This window comes from Variovorax sp. Varisp85 (assembly GCF_047304045.1).
In the GTDB taxonomy this organism is placed as follows: Bacteria; Pseudomonadota; Gammaproteobacteria; order Burkholderiales; family Burkholderiaceae_C; genus Variovorax.
The window spans coordinates 1-17573 of the sequence record NZ_JBGLYN010000065.1 but is presented as its reverse complement, the minus strand read 5'-3'; the positions used below and the strand labels follow the sequence as shown (position 1 = coordinate 17573).

Below are 17573 nucleotides of genomic sequence, written 5' to 3'. Positions count from 1 at the left end.
TCCCGGAGATTTCTTTCATGCCTACCAACAAACAGATCCACCTCGACAACCGCCCCGACGGCGAAGCCGTGGCGGGCAACTTCAAGCTCGTGACAGCCGAGACCCCCGCGCTCGCGGACAACCAGGTGCTCGTGCGGCACCACTACATGAGCCTCGACCCGTACATGCGCGGGCGCATGAACGACTCGAAGAGCTACGCGCAGCCGCAGCCGCTGGGCCAGACCATGCAGGGCGGCACCGCCGGCGAAGTGGTCGAGAGCAAGCACCCCAGGTATGCCGTGGGCGACAAGGTGGTCGGCTTCGGCGGCTGGCAGGAATACAGCGTGGTCGATGCCTCGCAGCCCGGCGCGCTGAAGAAGGTCGACACCACGCACGTGCCGCTGTCGCACTACCTCGGCGCGGTCGGCATGCCCGGCGTTACCGCCTGGTACGGCCTGGTGAAGATCATTGCGCCCAAGGCCGGTGAAACGGTGGTCATCACCGCCGCCAGCGGCGCGGTCGGCAGCGCCTTCGGTGCGCTGGCCAAGGCGCGCGGCTGCCGCGTGGTCGGCATTGCCGGCGGCCCCGACAAGTGCAAGTACGTGACCGACGAACTCGGCTTCGACGCCTGCATCGACTACCGTGTGCACCCCGACGTGAAGACCATGAGCGCCGCGCTCAAGGAAGCCTGCCCCAACGGCATCGACGGCTACTTCGAGAACGTCGGCGGCTACATCTTCGACGCCGTGCTGCTGCGCGCCAACGCCTTCGCCCGCGTGGCGCTGTGCGGAATGATCGCGGGCTACGACGGCCAGCCGCTGCCGCTCGCAAACCCAGCGCTGATCCTCATCAACCGCATGAAGATCGAAGGCTTCATCGTCAGCGAGCACATGGAAGTGTGGCCCGAGGCGCTGACGGAGCTGGGCACGCTGGTGGGCACCGGCAAGCTCAAGCCGCGCGAGTCGATCGCGCAGGGCATCGAAGCCGCGCCTGAAGCCTTCCTGGGCCTGCTTAAGGGCCGGAACTTCGGCAAGCAACTGGTCAAGCTGATCTGATTGCCCCCGATGAACTGAACGCGCGGCAAAGGAGGCCGGTCATGCGCGCCGCGCCGGGCCGCCCCAAGCAAGCGCGCACCGCAGTGCGAAGCACGGAGGTATTCGAATGAATTCGACGCACGAGGTGTTCAACCAGCCCACGCCGCTGGTGGACTACAACCTCTTCGACACCAACCGGCCCCTGCGCGACGCGCTGAAGTTCAACGCGCCCGCGCTGCAGACCACGCAGCTGCAGGAACTGGGCGCCACTCTCGGCACGGCCGGCATGCAGGCGCATGCGCGGCTCGCCAACATCCACATGCCGGAGCTGCACACGCACGACCGCTTCGGACGGCGTATCGACGAGGTGGAGTTCCACCCGAGCTACCACGCACTGATGACCGCCGCGGTGGGTGCAGGGCTGCACGGCACGCCGTGGACCGGCACCTCGGCCTCGCCGCACGTGCTGCGCGCGGCGGGCTTCATGCTCTTCACCGAGCTGGAGCCGTCGATTCTTTGCCCCGTCTCCATGACCTATGCGGCCACGCCCGCGCTGCGCAGCAACGCAGGCGTGTACGCCGACTGGGGACCGAAGCTCGGCAGCCTCTGGTACGACCTGGCGTTGAAGGTCTTCAAGGACAAGCCCGGCGTGACCATGGGCATGGGCATGACCGAGAAGCAGGGCGGCTCCGACGTGCGGGCCAACACCACCCGGGCCGTGCGCGACGGCAGCGATGCCTGGGGTGAGCGCTATGCGATCACCGGACACAAGTGGTTCTTCTCGGCGCCGATGTGCGACGCCTTCCTGGTGCTGGCGCAGGCGCCGTCCGGGCTCAGCTGCTTCTTCCTGCCGCGCGTGTTGCCCGACGGCACGCGCAACGGCATCCAGATCCAGCGCCTGAAGGACAAGCTTGGCAACAAGGCCAATGCGAGTTCCGAAGTCGAGTTCCAGGGCGCAAGCGCATGGCTCGTGGGCGAGGAGGGCCGCGGCATTCCGCAGATCCTCGAGATGGGCACGATGACGCGGCTCGACTGCGCGCTGGGCACCAGCGGCCTCATGCGCCAGTCGCTGGGCATCGCGCTCAACCACGCGGCGCAGCGCAACGCCTTCGGCAAGCCGCTGATCGAGCAACCCTTGATGAAGAACGTGCTGGCCGACCTCGCACTCGAAAGCGAAGCCGCCACCGCGCTTGCCATCCGCCTTGCCAGGGCCTTCGACCAACAGGCCGACGAGCATGAGCGCCTGATGGCCCGCCTGCTCACGCCTGTCGCCAAGTTCTGGATCTGCAAGCGCGGCAGCCATTTCGCGCAGGAAGCCATGGAGTGCCTCGGCGGCAACGGCTACGTGGAAGAGGGCGGCGAAGGCATCATGGCCCGCATCTACCGCGAGATGCCGCTCAACTCCATCTGGGAAGGCGCTGGCAACATCATGGCGCTCGACCTGCTGCGTGGCCTGCGCAAGGGCGACGCGGTCGCCGCGTTGGCGAAAGAGCTGGCACTCGCGCGCGGCCAGCACGCCGCGCTCGACAGGCTCGCCGAGGCGCTGCCGGCACGCATCGAGGCCATGGCCTCCGAAGCCGAGGCCCGCCGCCTCGCGCAGGACGTGGCGCTGGCCGTGCAGGGCGCGCTGCTCGCGCAGACCGCGCCCCCCGCCGTCGTCGGCGCCTTCTGTGCCTCGCGCCTTGGCGGAGACTGGGGCAACGTCTTCGGTACGCTGGCCGCGGGCACCGATTTCGATTCGATCATCCAGCGCGCGCAACCTCGCTGAACACACAACGACAGCCCCACAGGAAACACCATGGCCGACCTGATCCTCCACCACTACCTGACCTCGCCGTTCTCGGAGAAGGTGCGCATGATCCTCGGCGCCAAGAAGCTGCCGTGGAAATCGGTCTTCATCCCGCCGATCATGCCCAAGCCCGATGTGGAGGTGCTCACCGGCGGCTACCGCAAGACGCCGTTCCTGCAGATCGGCGCCGACATGTATTGCGACAGCGCGCTCATCGCCGACGTGCTGGAGCATCTGCAACCCGAACCCACGCTGTACCCGGAGCCCGAAAAAGGCATGTCGCGCATCCTCGCGCAGTGGGCCGACACCACGCTGTTCTGGTCCGCCATGGCCTGGAGCCTGCAGCCCAAGGGCGCCGCCGAGGTGTTCGCCAAGGCCCCGCCCGAAGCCGCGAAGGCCTTCGGCGAAGACCGCGGCAAGATGAGCGCAGGCAACATGACCCGCCTGCGCCCGGCCGATGCCGCCAGCGCCTACAAGTCGTACCTGCGCCGCCTGTCGGACATGCTCGACGAGAAGCCCTACCTGCTGGGCGAGGTGTCAAGCATCGCTGACTTCTCGGCCTATCACCCGCTCTGGTACACGCGCCGCATCGAGTCGGTGCGCACCATCCTCGACTTGACGCCTGCGGTGATCGACTGGATGGACCGCATGGCCGCCATCGGCCACGGCGTGCCCGAGAAGTTCACCAGCGACGAGGCCATTGCCGTCGCCAAGGCGGCGACGCCGCACACGCTGCTGACCGACAGCACTTTCCAGGACGACCATGGCATTCCGCTAGGCAGCGCCGTCACCGTCCGCGCCGAGAGCTTCGGGTTGGAAGAAACACCGGGCACGCTGGTGGCGGCCACGCGCACGCACTACACGCTGGAGCGCAGCAACGAGCGAGTGGGCACGGTGCACGTGCACTTTCCGCGCATCGGGTATGTGCTGAAGAAGGCTGATGCCTAGAGGCGTTCGCTGTGGCTGGCGACGCCATGCCTAACGCTTGAATCCCGGGATCGGGACAGGAGAGCAGTCGGGCAGCTTCAGCGCCTCGTAGTCGGGGTGAAACTGGACTACGACAAAGTCGTTGCCTGCTTCCCTCGACATCCTGTTGTCTTCATAAATATTCGAAGTGGTTTCCAGCTTGATCTCGTTCAGCTGGAACTGCCTGTATGCCTGGGTCACCTTTCGGGCTCGTTGTTCTGCCAGTCGGGCCGCTTCACCGGGCGTCCTGCCCGGAGTCTTGACGGTGGCACCTCCATCGATAGAAACCTCGAGGTATCTGGTGAAGGTCGAGTTCGCTCGGTCAACGAAATTCGCCAGCTTCGCGATCTGAGCCGGCTCAAGGTCGGCGGAGCCCTCGGCGAAAGTAAGCCTTGTCACCGTGACGGGCTTGCAGGCCATGGCGCTTGAGCTCGTCAGCACGGCGGCGACGAGCAAAGGCCTGAAGATGTATTTCATATGGATGCCTTCGCCACAACACCAAGAATGTAGCCGGCGATGCTGTCGGAATGACGCGGGACCTGGGGTCTTCAGCGTGATCCCTCGCGTTTTTCGTGCCGTACCAGGTATCGAATGAGCTGAAGGTGTCGTTGAAGTGCGTGACTTCGTGAATCAACGTCAGGAGCTTCGAATCTCCGTCACGGATGATGCTCGTGCCGTAGATGAGCATGTTCTCCGGGAAGTCGCAGAAGTCAAGCCCGATGGCAATGGTATGAGTCGCGATGTCCGGCTTGCAGACCGCGGCGATCGTTCCGACCGTGTCGCTCAGGAAAACGCAGCCGAGGTTCCTCTGATTTGCCTCCGAGTACCGTATGAAGTTCTGGCACCCCAGCCCTTCGAGCACGCGCTTGCAAGCGATCAGCCCCTTCTGAAGGTGCTCGCGCATGGATTGATCGGCCACACCGAACCATTCCTCGACTCGCGTTTGCGCCGCCTTGTCCCACCGATCAAGTTCTGGAAGGCGCTTCTTCTCGATGAACTCGATGGACTGGTCGCGCAGCCTGAGTGCCATTTGGCAGAACTCCTTGTTGGTCATGGCGGGGCAGATCTTTTCGGCCGGCTCTGCCTCCGGCGCATGGGTCACGCCCGCGTCGACTGCCTTCTTGAATGCGGCCAATTCCTCCTTGGTTGGGGTCGGCACGACCATTGCAGCTTCGGAGCCAACGGCATGCCATGCCCCGTCGTCATATGTCGCCGTTTGTTGCCGCATGGAAAGTATGGGCTGCGGCACGGGGCAGTGGCAGACCACCACATCGCCTTCCAGCGCTGCCTCCGACATGAATTTGGGACGTCGCGGCCCTCCGGCTTTCATGATGATGCCCACGCTGTTGCAGCCCTCGCAGTAGGCCCTGCCGCCGATCAGGGCGACCCGATGTCCATGCAGATCGAGCATTGGTCCTTCATAAGGCAGAACCATGCCGCCGGGTGCCGGCGGATCGCCGACCACCAAAATCTTTCGCTCCATTCGCTACGCTCCCTGTTTGTGGATGGCGCAGCGTTGTACGCGGGCGTGGCTATTGCCACTGTTGTCTATCGTCAACTGGCTGGTTCTATGTCACGCAGGAGCGAGTTTTCGGTTTGGACCCGCCACAAACCGCTCGCGGCGCGCGTCACACGAACGACAGCCAACCACTGTGCAAAGCGTTCCAATAGCCGATGCAGAGTCAACCAAAGGAAAGCACCCAATGATTCAGGACTTCAAGGGCAAGACCGCCGTTCTCACCGGCGCGGGTTCGGGCTTCGGCCTGGAGTGCGCGCGCATCGGCGCCGCCCGCGGCATGAACCTCGTGCTGGTCGACGTGCAGCAGGATGCGCTCGACAAGGCCCAGGCAGAAATGGAAGCCGCTGGCGCGCAGGTGCTGGCGCGCAAGGTCGACGTGTCGAACGCGGCACAGATGGAAGCGCTGGCCGCGGCCGTGAAGGAACGCTTCGGCGCGCCGCACTTCGTGTTCAACAACGCGGGCGTGGGCGCTGGCGGCCTGGTGTGGGAGAACACCGTGGCCGACTGGGAATGGGTGCTGGGCGTGGACCTGTGGGGCGTGATCCACGGCGTGCGCCTGTTCACGCCGATGATGCTCGAAGCGGCGGCCAAAGACCCGAGCTATCGCGGCCACATCACCAACACCGCGAGCATGGCCGGCCTGCTGACGCCGCCCAACATGGGCATCTACAACGCGGCCAAGGCCGCGGTCGTGAGCCTCACGGAGACGATGTACCAGGACTTGAACCTCGTTACCGACCAGATCGGGGCGAGTCTGCTGTGCCCGTACTTCGTGCCCACCGGCATTACCAGCAGCGAGCGCAACCGGCCCAATGCACCGAAGGACAGCGAACTCACCAAGAGCCAGCTCATCGGCCAGGCCATGAGCAACAAGGCGGTGAGCAGCGGCAAGATCACGGCGGCCGAAGTGGCGGCCAAGGTGTTCGACGCCATCAGCGCCAACCAGTTCTACGTGTTCAGCCATCCGAAGGCGCTGGGCAACGTGAAAAGCCGCATGGAGAACATCGTCTCCATCACGAATCCGGCCGACCCGTTCCTGGAACGCCCGGAGATCGGGCAGAAGCTGCGTGATCAGCTTCGCTCGGCCTGACCTCGAGCTTCTTTTTCAAGAAGCCTGCAACTCACCGCGCTTCGACGCGGACGAGCCGGGTTTTGACATATGTCAAATATTGCTCAGGCACTCGAGCTTTCTGCCTGCACCGGCTCTTCATGCGCCATGTTTGCGAACTACTCCCTTAGCCAGGGCGCATATTTTTCATAGCCTCTCCCGGTAACTTTCTTGGTGAAGTTCAGGGGCAGTTGCAAGCGGATCCGAAGGGTCTTGACCCAAGGTCAACCTGAGCCGATCCGCCGCGACATCTTGCAAGAGGAGGCAATTCATGCGCACCCCGTTCCTGTCCGACATCAGCCCGGACGAACCTTTGGCGACCCAGCTCAGGCCGGCATACATGGCCTGGTTGTCGGTGCTCCTGTGCATCCTGGCGGCCGTTGCCTTCGTGGTCGGGGCCATTCGGGTTCCCAACATCGTTGCGGCATCGATGCTCATGACCGCGGCCATCGTGTCGCTGGGAGCCGGCCTGATTCTTGGGTTGAGCATGTGGGTCTTTCCGGACCTCCCGCGCTAAATGGCTTTGCAAGAACCCACAGCACCCGTGGCGAGCAAGTCCGCAGCGTCGATCCTTCGCATTCGGGACTGGCGCATGACGCTGGTGGCCGCCCTGATCGGCCTGCTGATCGTGATGGCCATGCTCATGAAGTGGGTCGTCGAATTCCAGGTCGAGGCCGCGCGGGAGCGGCGCTTGAGCGAATCCGTTGCCCGCGAGGCGGCAGCGCGCTGTCACGAAAAGGCACCGCCCCAGGCGGTCAGCGCGTGCCTGAAGGAACTGGCGGCCGGGGCAGCTCCAGTCAGCCGCTGACGGTCAATCGGCACTGCGCCACTGACCGGTACTCGGGCACACGGCGGCCCGCTCGCCGTTCAGCCGGACCTGCTCTTCCTCCAGTTGTGACGAGGTCGAGGGGTCGACGTCGAAAGTGATCTGAAGAGCGTGCGCGACATGGGTGTCTTCGATCGGAAGCTCCCAGGTCAGGAACATTTGCGTGCAATCCTGGCCGGACGCGAAGTCGGCCACGTCGAAGCCGCTGCTGCCGCGTCGAATGACACCATGAGGCTGGCCGGTATCGAATATCACGGCAGTACCCCGGACGAGGGGGATTCGATGACCTGCCAAGGGGAAGTGCAAGTCCAGCCCCTTGTCCTCGCTCACGAAAAGATTGCAGAAGGCCGCGCCGCCGTATTGCGCACCGTCATGGTGGTACCTCGCGCCGCGGCAAGCCATGAGGGCGACGTCGCTCGAGGCAAGCACCTCGGGCAGCCCGAGCGTGCGCGTCCAGTCGGATACCGCCTGCACGCAGAGCCGGTAGTCCGGCCAGCGTGCACGCGCCCGGGCCAAGGGCAGCGCATCGACGTCGCCGGGTTCCAGCGACAGCTGCGAAGAAATCTCTCTTTCCCAATCCCCAAGCAGGCGTGCAGGGGGCGCGGGCACGTCGAGCGTTTTCGCCAGCACGATATCGCTCACGCTTCGGCTGCGGATGGCGTCACCGCTGCAGAAATGGGAAACGAGGAGGTCTCTCTTGCTCACGACGAACTGGGCACGGCTTGCATCAAGAGCGACAGCGCCTTTCGCAGGCTCGTGGCCGATGCCCGCTCTCCCTTGTCATGGCCCAGACGCACCACCACCAGGTCGTGCGAAGGAACGATCAGCACCGTCTGCCCACCCGCGCCCAGCATGTAGTACGCCGTGGTCGGCACCGGCCACGTGCTCGTGCCGTTCAACCAGAAGAACCCGCCGTAGATCGGGCGCTTGTCGGCCGCCCAGGCCGGTGCAAGGGTGCTCACGAACTTGACGAAACCTTCGGGCAGGATGCGCTCGCCATTCCAGACGCCGTCCTGCAGATACAGGTTGGCCAGGCGCGCCCAATCGCGTGCCGACATGAAGTCATAGCCCTGCGCGAGGAAGTTGCCATACGGATCGGTCTCCAGGGTCATCGTGCGGATGCCGATCTTGTCGAACAGGTTTCTTTGCGGGAACGACAGGTACTCCTCGCCGCGCTTCTCGACGGCAAGGCGGATCAGGTAGTTCGCCAGCACCGGGTCGGTATTGCGATAGCGCCCGACGGTGTTGGGCGGCCACTGCTGCGGGCGGGTGGCCGCGTAGTTGAACGAGTTGATGCGGCCGGTGTAGAGGTAGGTGTGGTCGGGGTAGGTGCCGTTGGGGTCGAAGTCCGGGTCATCGGGCGCCTTGATGCGCAGCCCGCTCGACATGTGCAGGATGTCCGAGATCCGGATCTCCTGGCGCTTGTCGCCGGTGGCCTGCCACTCGGGAATCGGCGCGCGCTGGTCGAGCCGGTATTCGCCCTGCTTCATCAGCACGCCCAGCATCGTCGCGGTCACGCTCTTGCCCATCGACCACGATTCGAGCGGCGTGGTCGCCGTGATGCCGCTCCTGTAGCGCTCGCCGACGATGCGTCCCTTGTGCGTGACGACGACGGCTGCGGTGTAGGCCTCCGGCAGCTCGAAGGCCGCGTCGACTGCCTGGCCCACCTTTGCTGTGTCGATGCCGGGCGCGGGACCGGCGGGCGTCACGTCGCCCATGGGCCACGGCTGGGTCGAGGGATCGGGCAGGGCGCTCTTGACGGCCACCGGCGTGAAGAACACGCCGTCGTTGCCGGCTGGCAGCGTGATGCAGCCCTGCGAACCGTAGTAGCGCGCCACCAGCGTCGGCCCATTGGGCATGGCGATGCGGACTTCCTTCTTGTCGCGGTCGACCACCGGCCTGCCGACCTTCTTGCGCTGGTCGTAGGGCCCTGTGAAGTAGCCCACGCTCTCGACGGCGAAATCGGGATCGAGGCCGGTGACGAATGCGGCGGAGCACATCGTCTTGGCGTAGCCCGAGGTGTTGTGCTCCAGCGGGTCGCCGGGTGGCGGCACGTAGGGCGTGTCGAGTTCGAAGGTTCTCGCGCGAGCGATGAGGGCCTCGCGTGCCGGCAGCTCGGGAACGCCGGTGACCGGTGTCGTTCCTCCAGAACCCGTACCCAGGCCTATGCCGATGCCTGCGCCTCCGCCTCCCCCGCCGCCTCCTCCGCATGAAGCCAAAGCCATTACAAGAAGCGCGCCTGTCGCGATGGCAAGAGGGATGCGGGCAAACCTCGTCATGACTTCTCCTCACTTTGTTGTTGGAACGCGAGTCTCCGCGAGAACTGCGACAGCCTGCAAGTTCTGCGTCCAGCTTGTCCTCAGCCTCGCGATTGCGGCTCCGGTGCGGCCTGCGACGCAATCCATTCCCACACCGCCCGCACGGCCGGCTCGCTCTCGCTGCCGCGCGCGACCGCCAGAAAGTAGCTGCCGGTGTCGAGCGCAGGCCCGAAGGGCTGCACCAGCGCACCGCTGCGCAGCTCTTCGGCCGACAGCGTGAGGCTCAGCAGCGCAACGCCATGTCCTGCAAGCGCGGCCAGCGTCGCGTGCGTCTCGTCGGAGAACGACAGGCCCGAAGCCTTCATCGCGCGCCCCCTCGGCGGCGTGATGCCGGCTTCGCGAAACCAGCGCGTCCACACGGCAGGTGCGAGCGCCTGCGGCTGCCAGTCGCAGTGGATCAGCCGGTGCTTCGGCAGGTCTGAGGCGCGTTTCAGGCCCAGCATCGGGCTGCACAAAGGCGCATAGCGCTCGGGCATCAGCTCGCGCGACACCAGCCCCGGCCAGTTGCCGTGGCCCGAGCGAACAGCGATGTCGGCGTCGCCGCGCGCCAGGTCGACCAAGGTGTCGCTCGCATGCAGCCGCAGCTCGACTCCCGGGCAGGCCCTGCGGAACGCCTCCATGCGCGGCAGCACCCAGCGCGCGGCGAATGCGGTGTTGGTGGTGAGGGTGATGGCCTGCGACGCGGCGGGGCGGCGCAGCTTGTCGACGCCGGCTTCGAGCATGTCGAAGCCCATGCGCAGGTCGGCGAACAGCCGCTGGCCCGCTGGCGTCAGCGCGAGCTGCCGCGTGAGCCGGCGGAACAGCGGCTGGCCCAGCGTGTCTTCGAGCGCACGCACCTGGTGGCTGATGGCCGACGGCGTAACCGACAGTTCGAGCGCCGCGCGCTGAAAGCTCAGGTGCGCGGCCGCAGCCTCGAAGGCGCGCAGCGACAGCAGGGGAGGCAGCCGCCGGAGAGGGCGGATGGATGAGCCAATCTCGTTCATGCGTGGAGAAATCGTCGTTTGTGATGAGCGGCTCGTGAACCTAGATTCAAGGCCTGCGCACCATTCTGGCCGCGCGGGACGAAAGATACCAATTCATCCATCAAGACCATGACCATGAATCTCCTCCACATCGACGCCAGCGCCCGGCCGGGCCGTTCCGGCACCGACCTCCACGGCTCGCACACGCGCCGCCTCTCGGCGCGTTTCGTCGAGCGCTGGCGCAAGGCGCGGCCCGCCGATCGCATCGACTACCTCGACGTGGGCCGGCAGCCACCCGCGCACGTCGACGACCGCTGGATCCACGCGGCCTTCACGCCGCCGGCCGCGCGCGAGCCATGGATGGCCGAGGCGCTCGCCGAGAGCGATCGGCTCGTCGACCAGCTCATTGCCGCTGACGTGGTCGTGATCGGCCTGCCGATGTACAACTTCAGCGTGCCCGCGCAGTTCAAGGCCTGGATCGACAACATCGTGCGCGTCGGGCGCACCTTCGGCTTCGACCGTTCGCGCGGCGCGGTGCCGTACTGGCCGCTGCTGGCGGACGCGGGCAAGCGCGTGGTGCTGCTGGGCGCGCGCGGCGACCATGGCTACGACGCGGGCGGCCGCGTCGCGCACCTCAACCACACCGAGAGCAGCGTGCGTTCGGCGCTCGGCTACATCGGGATCACCGAAGTGTTCGAGGCGGCGGTGGAGTCCGACGAATTCGGCGGCGAGCAGCTTTCGAATTCGATGCGGCGCGCGGAGCAGCGCGTGGACAGCCTCGTCGATGCGCTGATCGCCCCGCGCGCGCGCTCGGGAGCTGCAGATGTTCGCCGGGTAGACCCGTCTTTGTCCGAACGAAAGTAAGGCAAAGGTGATCATTTTTTCAGGGACATAGAGCTGTTCGTCGCGCCCTGCATCCAAGCCCTTTGCCGGTGCGTGGATCGCACCGATACTGTCCGGAAATTCCCTCCGGCAACGTACCGGTCCGAACAGTTCAATGACTCAAACAGGTTTCTCGAAATTCCGGTTCGGTTTGCACACACGCCTGAGCCTCGGCGTGATGGCGGTGGTCCTGACGGCCACCTTCGCGATTGCCACCTTCGCTCTGCACTTCGTGAAGAGCAACATGCGAGCCTCGATCGAGGCCGAGCAGCTCGCCCGCGTGGCCGCCATCGCCGACTCCATCGACCAGAAATTCGGCAGCCGGCTGATCCTGCTGCAGACCTTCGGCGACAGCGTGGAAGCGCAGGACTTCCAGGACACCGTGCAGCTGCAGGCGTTCCTCGAAAGGCACGCCTCGCTGCGTCAGGCCTTCGACAACGTCGCCTTCCTCGACATGGACGGCAACCTCGTGGCCAACCTCAACGGTGCGAACCGCATCGGTACCGTGAACGTGAAGGATCGGCCCTATTTCCAGCGAACGGTTGCGTCCCGGGCCGGTCTCGTATCTGAGCCTTACCGCAACCGGCTCAACGGGCTGGCACAGGTGGCCATCACCGCACCGGTGCTCGACAACGCGGGGCAGATGAGGTTCGTGATCTCAGGTGCCATCAACCTGAAGGACCGCAACATCCTGGGTGCGCTCGCCGACATCAAGTTCGGCAAGACCGGCTATCTGTTCGTGACGACCGCGGATGGCATCGTGGTCGACCATCCGGACGCCTCGCGCATCCTGAATCACATCCAGGCGAATGGCGGCGGCGACCCCGAGGTCCTTCGCGCGCTGGCCGGCTTCCAGGGCTCGAGCGAGGGCGTCAACGAAGCCGGCGTGCGCGGCCTCTATGCCTTCGACCGTGCCGAGCAGGCGAACTGGATCGTCGGCGCCATGTACCCGCGCAGCGAAGCCTTCGCGGGCATTAACGCCATCGAACGCGGTGCGTGGTTCGGGGCGCTGGCGTTGGCGCTGACCGCGGGCGCGCTGGCCCTCGCGGTGGTGCGCCGGCAGCTGAAGCCGCTGTCCGAACTGCACCAGCACATGCAATCCACCCGGGAGGCGGCTACCGGGACCGCGGCGGCGCGCACCTACGCCTTCGACGAGATCGGCGATCTCTCGCGCACCTTCAACGAACTGATGGCGCAGCGGCGAGCCATCGAGCTCAGCCTGGCGCACAGCGAGGCTCAGGTACGCATCATTGCCGACAACATCCCGGCGATGGTGTCGCACGTCGATGCGTCGATGCGCTACACCTTCGTCAATGCGCACGTGCGGGCCCTGCACAAGGACAAGACGCTGGTGGGCCGCCTGATGCCGGAAGTGCGCGGCCCCGCGGATTTCGCGATGGTGGAGCCGAGCTTCCGGCGCGCGCTGGCCGGCGAGACCGTGATTCTCGAGAAGTCCGGCGACCCGGCGCTGGGCATTGGCGGTCGCACGTTCAAGGCCCACTACATTCCCGACATCGATGCCGACGGCGTGGTGCGCGGCGTGTTCTCGATGACCTTCGACATCACCGAGGACGTGAACATCCGCCGGGCCCTGACCGAGCAGGAAAAGCGGCTGCGCGACGTGACCGACAACATCCCGGCGCTGGTCGGCTACTTCGACCGCGAGCAGAACTGCCTGTTCGCCAACGTCAGGGCGCGCCAGACGGCGGGCCTGGACCAGAGCGCTTCGCTGAAGGGCACGACCCTGCGTTCGGCTCTCGGCAAGGCGGTGCATGCGCAGCTCAAGCCCTACCTGCCCGTGGTGTTCTCGGGCAAGAAGGTGCGTTTCCCGGTTCGCGCTCCCATGCACGGCAGGGAGGGATACTTCCAGGCCAACCTGATGCCGGACAAGAACCTGCGCGGCGAGGTCGTCGGCTTCTACCTCATGTCCTTCAACATCACGGCGCTGAAGCAGGCGGAACTGCGCCTGGCCGAGAGCGAACTGCGCCTGCGCGCCATCACCGACAACATGCCGGCGCTGATCACCTACATCGACCGGGACGAGAAGATCACCTTCGCCAATGCCACCAGCCGCGAATGGCTCGGGCTCGACCCGGCCCAGGTGCTGGGGCGCCAGGTGCAGGACGTGCTGGGCCGCGAGGTGTACGAGTCGCGCCAGCCGATGCTCGCGCGGGCGCTGGGCGGAGAGCGGGCGGAGTTCGAGGCTCGTATGCAGCGCCAGGGCTTCGACCGCATCACGCAGGTCACCTACGTCCCCGATGTACGCGAAGACGGCATGACGCACGGCATTTTCTCGCTGGCGCACGACATCACGGCACTGAAGGTGGTGGAGCACAAACTCATCGAACTGGCGCGGCTCGACACGCTCACCGGCCTGCCCAATCGGCTGGCGTTCAACGAGTACCTGCCCGGAGCGGTGCTACGCGGGCGGCTCGCGGGCAATGCGATGGCGCTGATGTTCCTCGACATCGACCATTTCAAGGCCATCAACGACACGATGGGCCATGCGGTGGGCGATGCGGTGCTCACCGAATATGCGCGGCGGCTGCTGGGCTGCGTGCGCGGTACCGACATGGTGGCCCGGCTGGCGGGCGACGAGTTCGTGCTCGTGCTCGAAGGCCTGACCGCACCGGACACCGCGGCCACCGTTGCGGCAAAGATCGTGGAGCGCGTCCACACGCCGCCCTTCACGGTGGACGGCCAGCGCATCAAGGTGACGACCAGCGTCGGCATCGCGTTTCACCGTGCTGCCGATTCCTCCGTCACCGCAGAAGAGTTGCTGGCGCGGGCCGATACGGCGCTCTACAACGCCAAGGCGGCGGGGCGCGATCGGTTCGAGTTCTTCATGCCTGTTGAGGGGGCGCGCAGTGATCTGATCACGCGGCAGCACTGAGTTCGGCGGCTGCAACCGCCGGTGAATCAAACTCGCGCCGAAGCGCCGTTCCCCAGTACGTTGCGCGGTTCGCGCCGGTCGAGCGAGCGGCTCCACAGCGCGATCATCAGGCCCACCAGCGTGAGCAGCGCCGCCGCCCAGCCCAGCGCGCGCAATCCCGGCCCATGGTCGATCACCACGCCGCCGACCCAGGCGCCGAGTGCGTTGCCGAGGTTGAAGGCGGCGATGTTCAGGCTCGACGCGAGGTTCTGGCCTGCGCCCGAGGCCTTCTCCAGCACCCGCAACTGCATCGGCGCGACGGTGGCGAACGAAGCCACGCCGAGCAGGCCGACGAACCCCACCGCCGTGAACGGCGTGCCGATGGCGAACTGCATCGCACCCAGCACGACGGCCAGCGCAGCCAGCGTACCGAGCACGGCGGCCATCGGCGCGCGGTCGGCCAGCTTGCCACCCAGGATATTGCCGACGGCCAGCCCGCCGCCAAACACAAGCAGGATCGGCGACACGGCCGACTCCGACAGGCCGGTGATCTGCGTGAGCAAGGGCTGGATGTAGGTGAATACCACGAACACGCCGGCAAAGCCGAGCACCGTCATCGCCAGGCCGAGCAGCACCTGCGGGCGCGCCAGCACGGCGAGCTCTTCGCGCAGCGGCGCGGACCCGGCCTTGCCCTTCACGCGCGGCACGAACACCGCGAGCACCGTGAAGGCCAGCACGCCGATCAGCGTCACGGCCCAGAAGGCCGAGCGCCAGCCGAACTGAAGGCCCAGCCACGCGCCGGCCGGCACGCCGAGCAGCGTGGCGGCGGTCAGCCCGGTGAACATGATCGCGATGGCCGAGGCGCGCCGTTCGGGCGCCACCAGGCCAGTGGCCACCACCGAGCCGACGCCGAAGAAGGTGCCGTGCGCCAGCGAGGTGATGACGCGCGCGGCCATCAGCATCTCGTAGTTGGGCGCCACGGCACAGGCGAGATTGCCGAGCGTGAAGATTCCCATGAGCGCGAGCAGCACGGTCTTGCGCGGCAGCTTGCGGGTGGCGATGGTGAGCACCGGCGCACCGACCGCGACCCCGAGCGCGTAGCCCGAGATCAGCAGGCCGGCGGCCGTGATGGAGACGTGAAGATCCGTCGAGACCTGCATCAGCAGGCCCATGATGACGAACTCGGTGGTGCCTATACCGAAGGCACCGGCGGTGAGGGCGATTAGAGCGATTGGCATGATGCTCTGTACTGTGCGGACGAAAGCCACTGATGACTAGAATGCCGCAGGTACACATACTTGTGACTCGAATTCATAGATCGGAGGAGCCATGCCGCGCATTGACGTCAACCGTTCCGGCGAAATGGAAGCCTTCGTGCAGGTGGTCGAGTCTGGCGGGTTCTCGGCGGCGGCGCGCCTGCTGGGCATGACGCCCTCGGCCATGAGCAAGCTCGTGGCGCGGCTCGAATTGCGCCTGGGCATCCAGCTCGTGCACCGTTCCACGCGCAAGCTGCAACTTACGCCCGAAGGCACGGAGTTCTACGAACGCAGCCTGCGCGTGCTGGCCGACATTGACGAGGCCGAGCGCTGCGCGGCGGCCGGTGCGGCGGCGCGCGGGCGCGTGAGCATCAATGCCAGCGTCTCGTTCGGGCACCACAAGCTGGTGCCATTGGTGCCGCGCCTGCTCGAACGGCATCCGCAGATCACGCTCGACATTGCGCTGACCGACCGCATCGTCGACCTGATGGATGAGCGCGCGGATATCGCCATCCGCTGGGGCCAACTGCCGTCTTCCGATCTCGTGGCGCGCCGGCTCGGTGGGACCAGCCAGTCCATCGTCGCCGCGCCGGACTACCTCGCGAAGTACGGCACGCCGCGCACGCCGCAGGAGCTGGAAGCCCACAACCGGCTGGGCTGGAGCTACCGGCGCAGTTCGCCCGACTGGCCGCTGCGGGTCGACGGCCGCATGGTGTGGCTGCCCGTGGCCGGTCCGGTGCGCGCGGGCGACGGCGAAACGCTGCGCCGGCTGGCCATCGCAGGGGCTGGCGTGGCGCGGCTGTCGCTGTATCACATCCAGCACGACATCGACGCCGGTCGGCTTGTGCCGTTGCTCGAAGAGTTCAACCCGGGAGAGGTGGAGCCGATCCACGCGGTCTACATCGGCAAGGCCGGCACACTGCCCGCCCGGGTCCGGGCGGTGCTCGACTTTCTGGTGGCGTGCTCGGGGGTGGGCGGCGAGCGCTACACGATCAAGCGGACGGCGCCTATGCCGGCAAACTCCGCCGTCACCTGATCGCCGCGCCGGCAGGGCACGATGCCGACCCACGAGCCGGTGGTGACCACCGTGCCCGCGGGAACGGTCTGGCCGTGTCGGGTCAGGTGGCGCAGCCAGATCGGCAGCAGCCATGCGGGGTCGGCCAGCGGATGCGTGCCTTCGCGCACCACGGTCTCTGCGCCGCCGACCTTCGTTTCGCAGCGCTGCGAGGCCCAGTCGACGGCGGCGTAGGGCGTCCATTCGCCGAGCACGAGTGCGCCGTGCACCTGCGAATCGGCAAGGCGCAGCAGGGCGGGTGTTGCGGCGAGGTCTTGCCAGCGGGAGTCGACGATTTCGACCGACACGGTCATGGCGTCGATGAGCGATGCGGTGTTGTCGTGATCGAGCTGCGCGGCCTGTGCCGGCGCAACGTCCTGTCCGAGCCGCAAGGCGATCTCGGCCTCGATGCCGGGCGCGTGGAACACGAGGTCGCTGAAGTTCGCCGGGCTCCGGCGCACACCGGCAGGAGGCAGTGGCGCATGTGTGAGCGTCGCGCCGCGCGAACCGCCGCCCGACTTCCACGTGCCGGGCACGGGCTGAGCGTCGAACCAGCCGAGCGCGGCCGCGACGGCGTCCTGCACTTCATAGGCCTGGATATCGGTTTCGAGCGCGTCGGTCCAGGGCGTGGCATCGAGGGTGCGGTTGCCGCGGCGCGCGGCCACGAGTGCGTCGGTGAGGGCGGTCTGGGAGGGGGTCATGTTCTGGATCTTCTCAGTTTCTGCTGGCGCGTTGTTCGGGGTGCGTGCACAGGGCACCGGGTACTCCCCTGCGCGAATGTCCCCCGGGCTGCGGCCTCCTCCTTTATTTCGCTGCGCAAGGCACTCCGCCGGCGTGATCGCACCCCGAGCGACCTCAAGCAGTCCCTCAGCTTCTCGCAGGCAGAGCGAACTTCCGCGTATCGGCCGGCGGCGGAATGGGCTGCGTGCCTTCCATGCGGGTGCTGCCGCTGCCGCGGTTGTTCGAGCGCTGCAGTGCGGAGTCGGGCAGCACCGGCGCGGCGTTCAC

Annotated in this window: 16 protein-coding genes; 9 read left to right on the top strand and 7 right to left on the bottom strand. The window is 66.4% G+C overall.

Annotated features, from left to right (window positions below; genetic code table 11):
• The first annotated feature begins 17 nt into the window (after positions 1-17).
• The 3 genes from ACCC97_RS22190 (at position 18) to ACCC97_RS22180 (ending at position 3750) form a co-directional block, all read left to right on the top strand.
• The gene (locus tag ACCC97_RS22190; protein WP_007832734.1) at positions 18-1034 is read left to right on the top strand and encodes an NADP-dependent oxidoreductase; all 1017 of its coding nucleotides are present in this window, start codon (positions 18-20) and stop codon (positions 1032-1034) included.
• 106 nt (positions 1035-1140) lie between these two features.
• Complete coding sequence (locus ACCC97_RS22185; protein WP_413335093.1) at positions 1141-2781, top strand: isovaleryl-CoA dehydrogenase; 1641 nt, start codon at positions 1141-1143, stop codon at positions 2779-2781.
• 30 nt (positions 2782-2811) lie between these two features.
• Positions 2812-3750 (top strand): glutathione S-transferase family protein, encoded by a 939-nt coding sequence (locus ACCC97_RS22180; protein WP_413335091.1) that lies wholly within the window; start codon positions 2812-2814, stop codon positions 3748-3750.
• Between the two features lie 30 nt (positions 3751-3780).
• On the opposite strand, the gene ACCC97_RS22175 is transcribed toward ACCC97_RS22180, so the two are convergent.
• Entirely contained in the window at positions 3781-4188 is a 408-nt protein-coding gene (locus tag ACCC97_RS22175) for a hypothetical protein (RefSeq protein ID WP_413335089.1), read from the bottom strand.
• On the bottom strand, positions 4127-5251 hold the full coding sequence (locus tag ACCC97_RS22170) for a hypothetical protein (protein WP_413335087.1): 1125 nt from the start codon (positions 5249-5251) through the stop codon (positions 4127-4129). Before ACCC97_RS22170 ends, ACCC97_RS22175 begins: the two co-directional genes overlap by 62 nt.
• 220 nt (positions 5252-5471) lie before the next feature.
• On the opposite strand from ACCC97_RS22170, the gene ACCC97_RS22165 reads away from it, so the two are divergent.
• The 3 genes from ACCC97_RS22165 (at position 5472) to ACCC97_RS22155 (ending at position 7203) form a co-directional block, all read left to right on the top strand.
• Positions 5472-6377 (top strand): SDR family oxidoreductase, encoded by a 906-nt coding sequence (locus tag ACCC97_RS22165; RefSeq protein ID WP_007832740.1) that lies wholly within the window; start codon positions 5472-5474, stop codon positions 6375-6377.
• A gap of 289 nt (positions 6378-6666) precedes the next feature.
• Positions 6667-6912, top strand: a complete 246-nt coding sequence (locus ACCC97_RS22160) for a hypothetical protein (RefSeq protein WP_007832741.1) — start codon at positions 6667-6669, stop codon at positions 6910-6912.
• 27 nt (positions 6913-6939) lie between these two features.
• Complete coding sequence (locus tag ACCC97_RS22155) at positions 6940-7203, top strand: hypothetical protein (protein WP_413335085.1); 264 nt, start codon at positions 6940-6942, stop codon at positions 7201-7203.
• Positions 7204-7206: 3 nt separating this feature from the next.
• Here ACCC97_RS22155 and ACCC97_RS22150 read toward each other — a convergent pair whose 3' ends face one another.
• The 3 genes from ACCC97_RS22150 to ACCC97_RS22140 all read right to left on the bottom strand — a co-directional run bounded on the left by ACCC97_RS22150 (position 7207) and on the right by ACCC97_RS22140 (position 10522).
• On the bottom strand, positions 7207-7926 hold the full coding sequence (locus tag ACCC97_RS22150; RefSeq protein ID WP_413335083.1) for a hypothetical protein: 720 nt from the start codon (positions 7924-7926) through the stop codon (positions 7207-7209).
• Positions 7923-9500: a serine hydrolase domain-containing protein gene (locus tag ACCC97_RS22145; RefSeq protein ID WP_413335081.1), complete on the bottom strand. Its 1578-nt coding sequence runs from the start codon at positions 9498-9500 to the stop codon at positions 7923-7925. The genes ACCC97_RS22150 and ACCC97_RS22145 overlap by 4 nt, the downstream gene beginning before the upstream one ends.
• Positions 9501-9580: 80 nt before the next feature.
• Complete coding sequence (locus ACCC97_RS22140; protein ID WP_413335079.1) at positions 9581-10522, bottom strand: LysR substrate-binding domain-containing protein; 942 nt, start codon at positions 10520-10522, stop codon at positions 9581-9583.
• Positions 10523-10630: 108 nt separating this feature from the next.
• On the opposite strand from ACCC97_RS22140, the gene ACCC97_RS22135 reads away from it, so the two are divergent.
• The gene (locus ACCC97_RS22135) at positions 10631-11365 is read left to right on the top strand and encodes an FMN-dependent NADH-azoreductase (RefSeq protein WP_413335077.1); all 735 of its coding nucleotides are present in this window, start codon (positions 10631-10633) and stop codon (positions 11363-11365) included.
• 133 nt (positions 11366-11498) lie between these two features.
• A complete protein-coding gene (locus ACCC97_RS22130; protein WP_413335075.1) occupies positions 11499-14276 on the top strand; it encodes a diguanylate cyclase domain-containing protein in 2778 nt (925 codons plus the stop codon).
• A gap of 26 nt (positions 14277-14302) precedes the next feature.
• Here ACCC97_RS22130 and ACCC97_RS22125 read toward each other — a convergent pair whose 3' ends face one another.
• On the bottom strand, positions 14303-15493 hold the full coding sequence (locus ACCC97_RS22125; RefSeq protein ID WP_413335073.1) for an MFS transporter: 1191 nt from the start codon (positions 15491-15493) through the stop codon (positions 14303-14305).
• A 91-nt stretch (positions 15494-15584) separates the two neighbouring features.
• Here ACCC97_RS22125 and ACCC97_RS22120 point away from each other — a divergent pair, with 91 nt between their 5' ends.
• Positions 15585-16547: a LysR substrate-binding domain-containing protein gene (locus tag ACCC97_RS22120; RefSeq protein ID WP_007832749.1), complete on the top strand. Its 963-nt coding sequence runs from the start codon at positions 15585-15587 to the stop codon at positions 16545-16547.
• On the opposite strand, the gene ACCC97_RS22115 is transcribed toward ACCC97_RS22120, so the two are convergent.
• Positions 16496-17266: a fumarylacetoacetate hydrolase family protein gene (locus ACCC97_RS22115; RefSeq protein WP_007832750.1), complete on the bottom strand. Its 771-nt coding sequence runs from the start codon at positions 17264-17266 to the stop codon at positions 16496-16498. The genes ACCC97_RS22120 and ACCC97_RS22115 overlap by 52 nt on opposite strands.
• Positions 17267-17573: the final 307 nt, after the last annotated feature.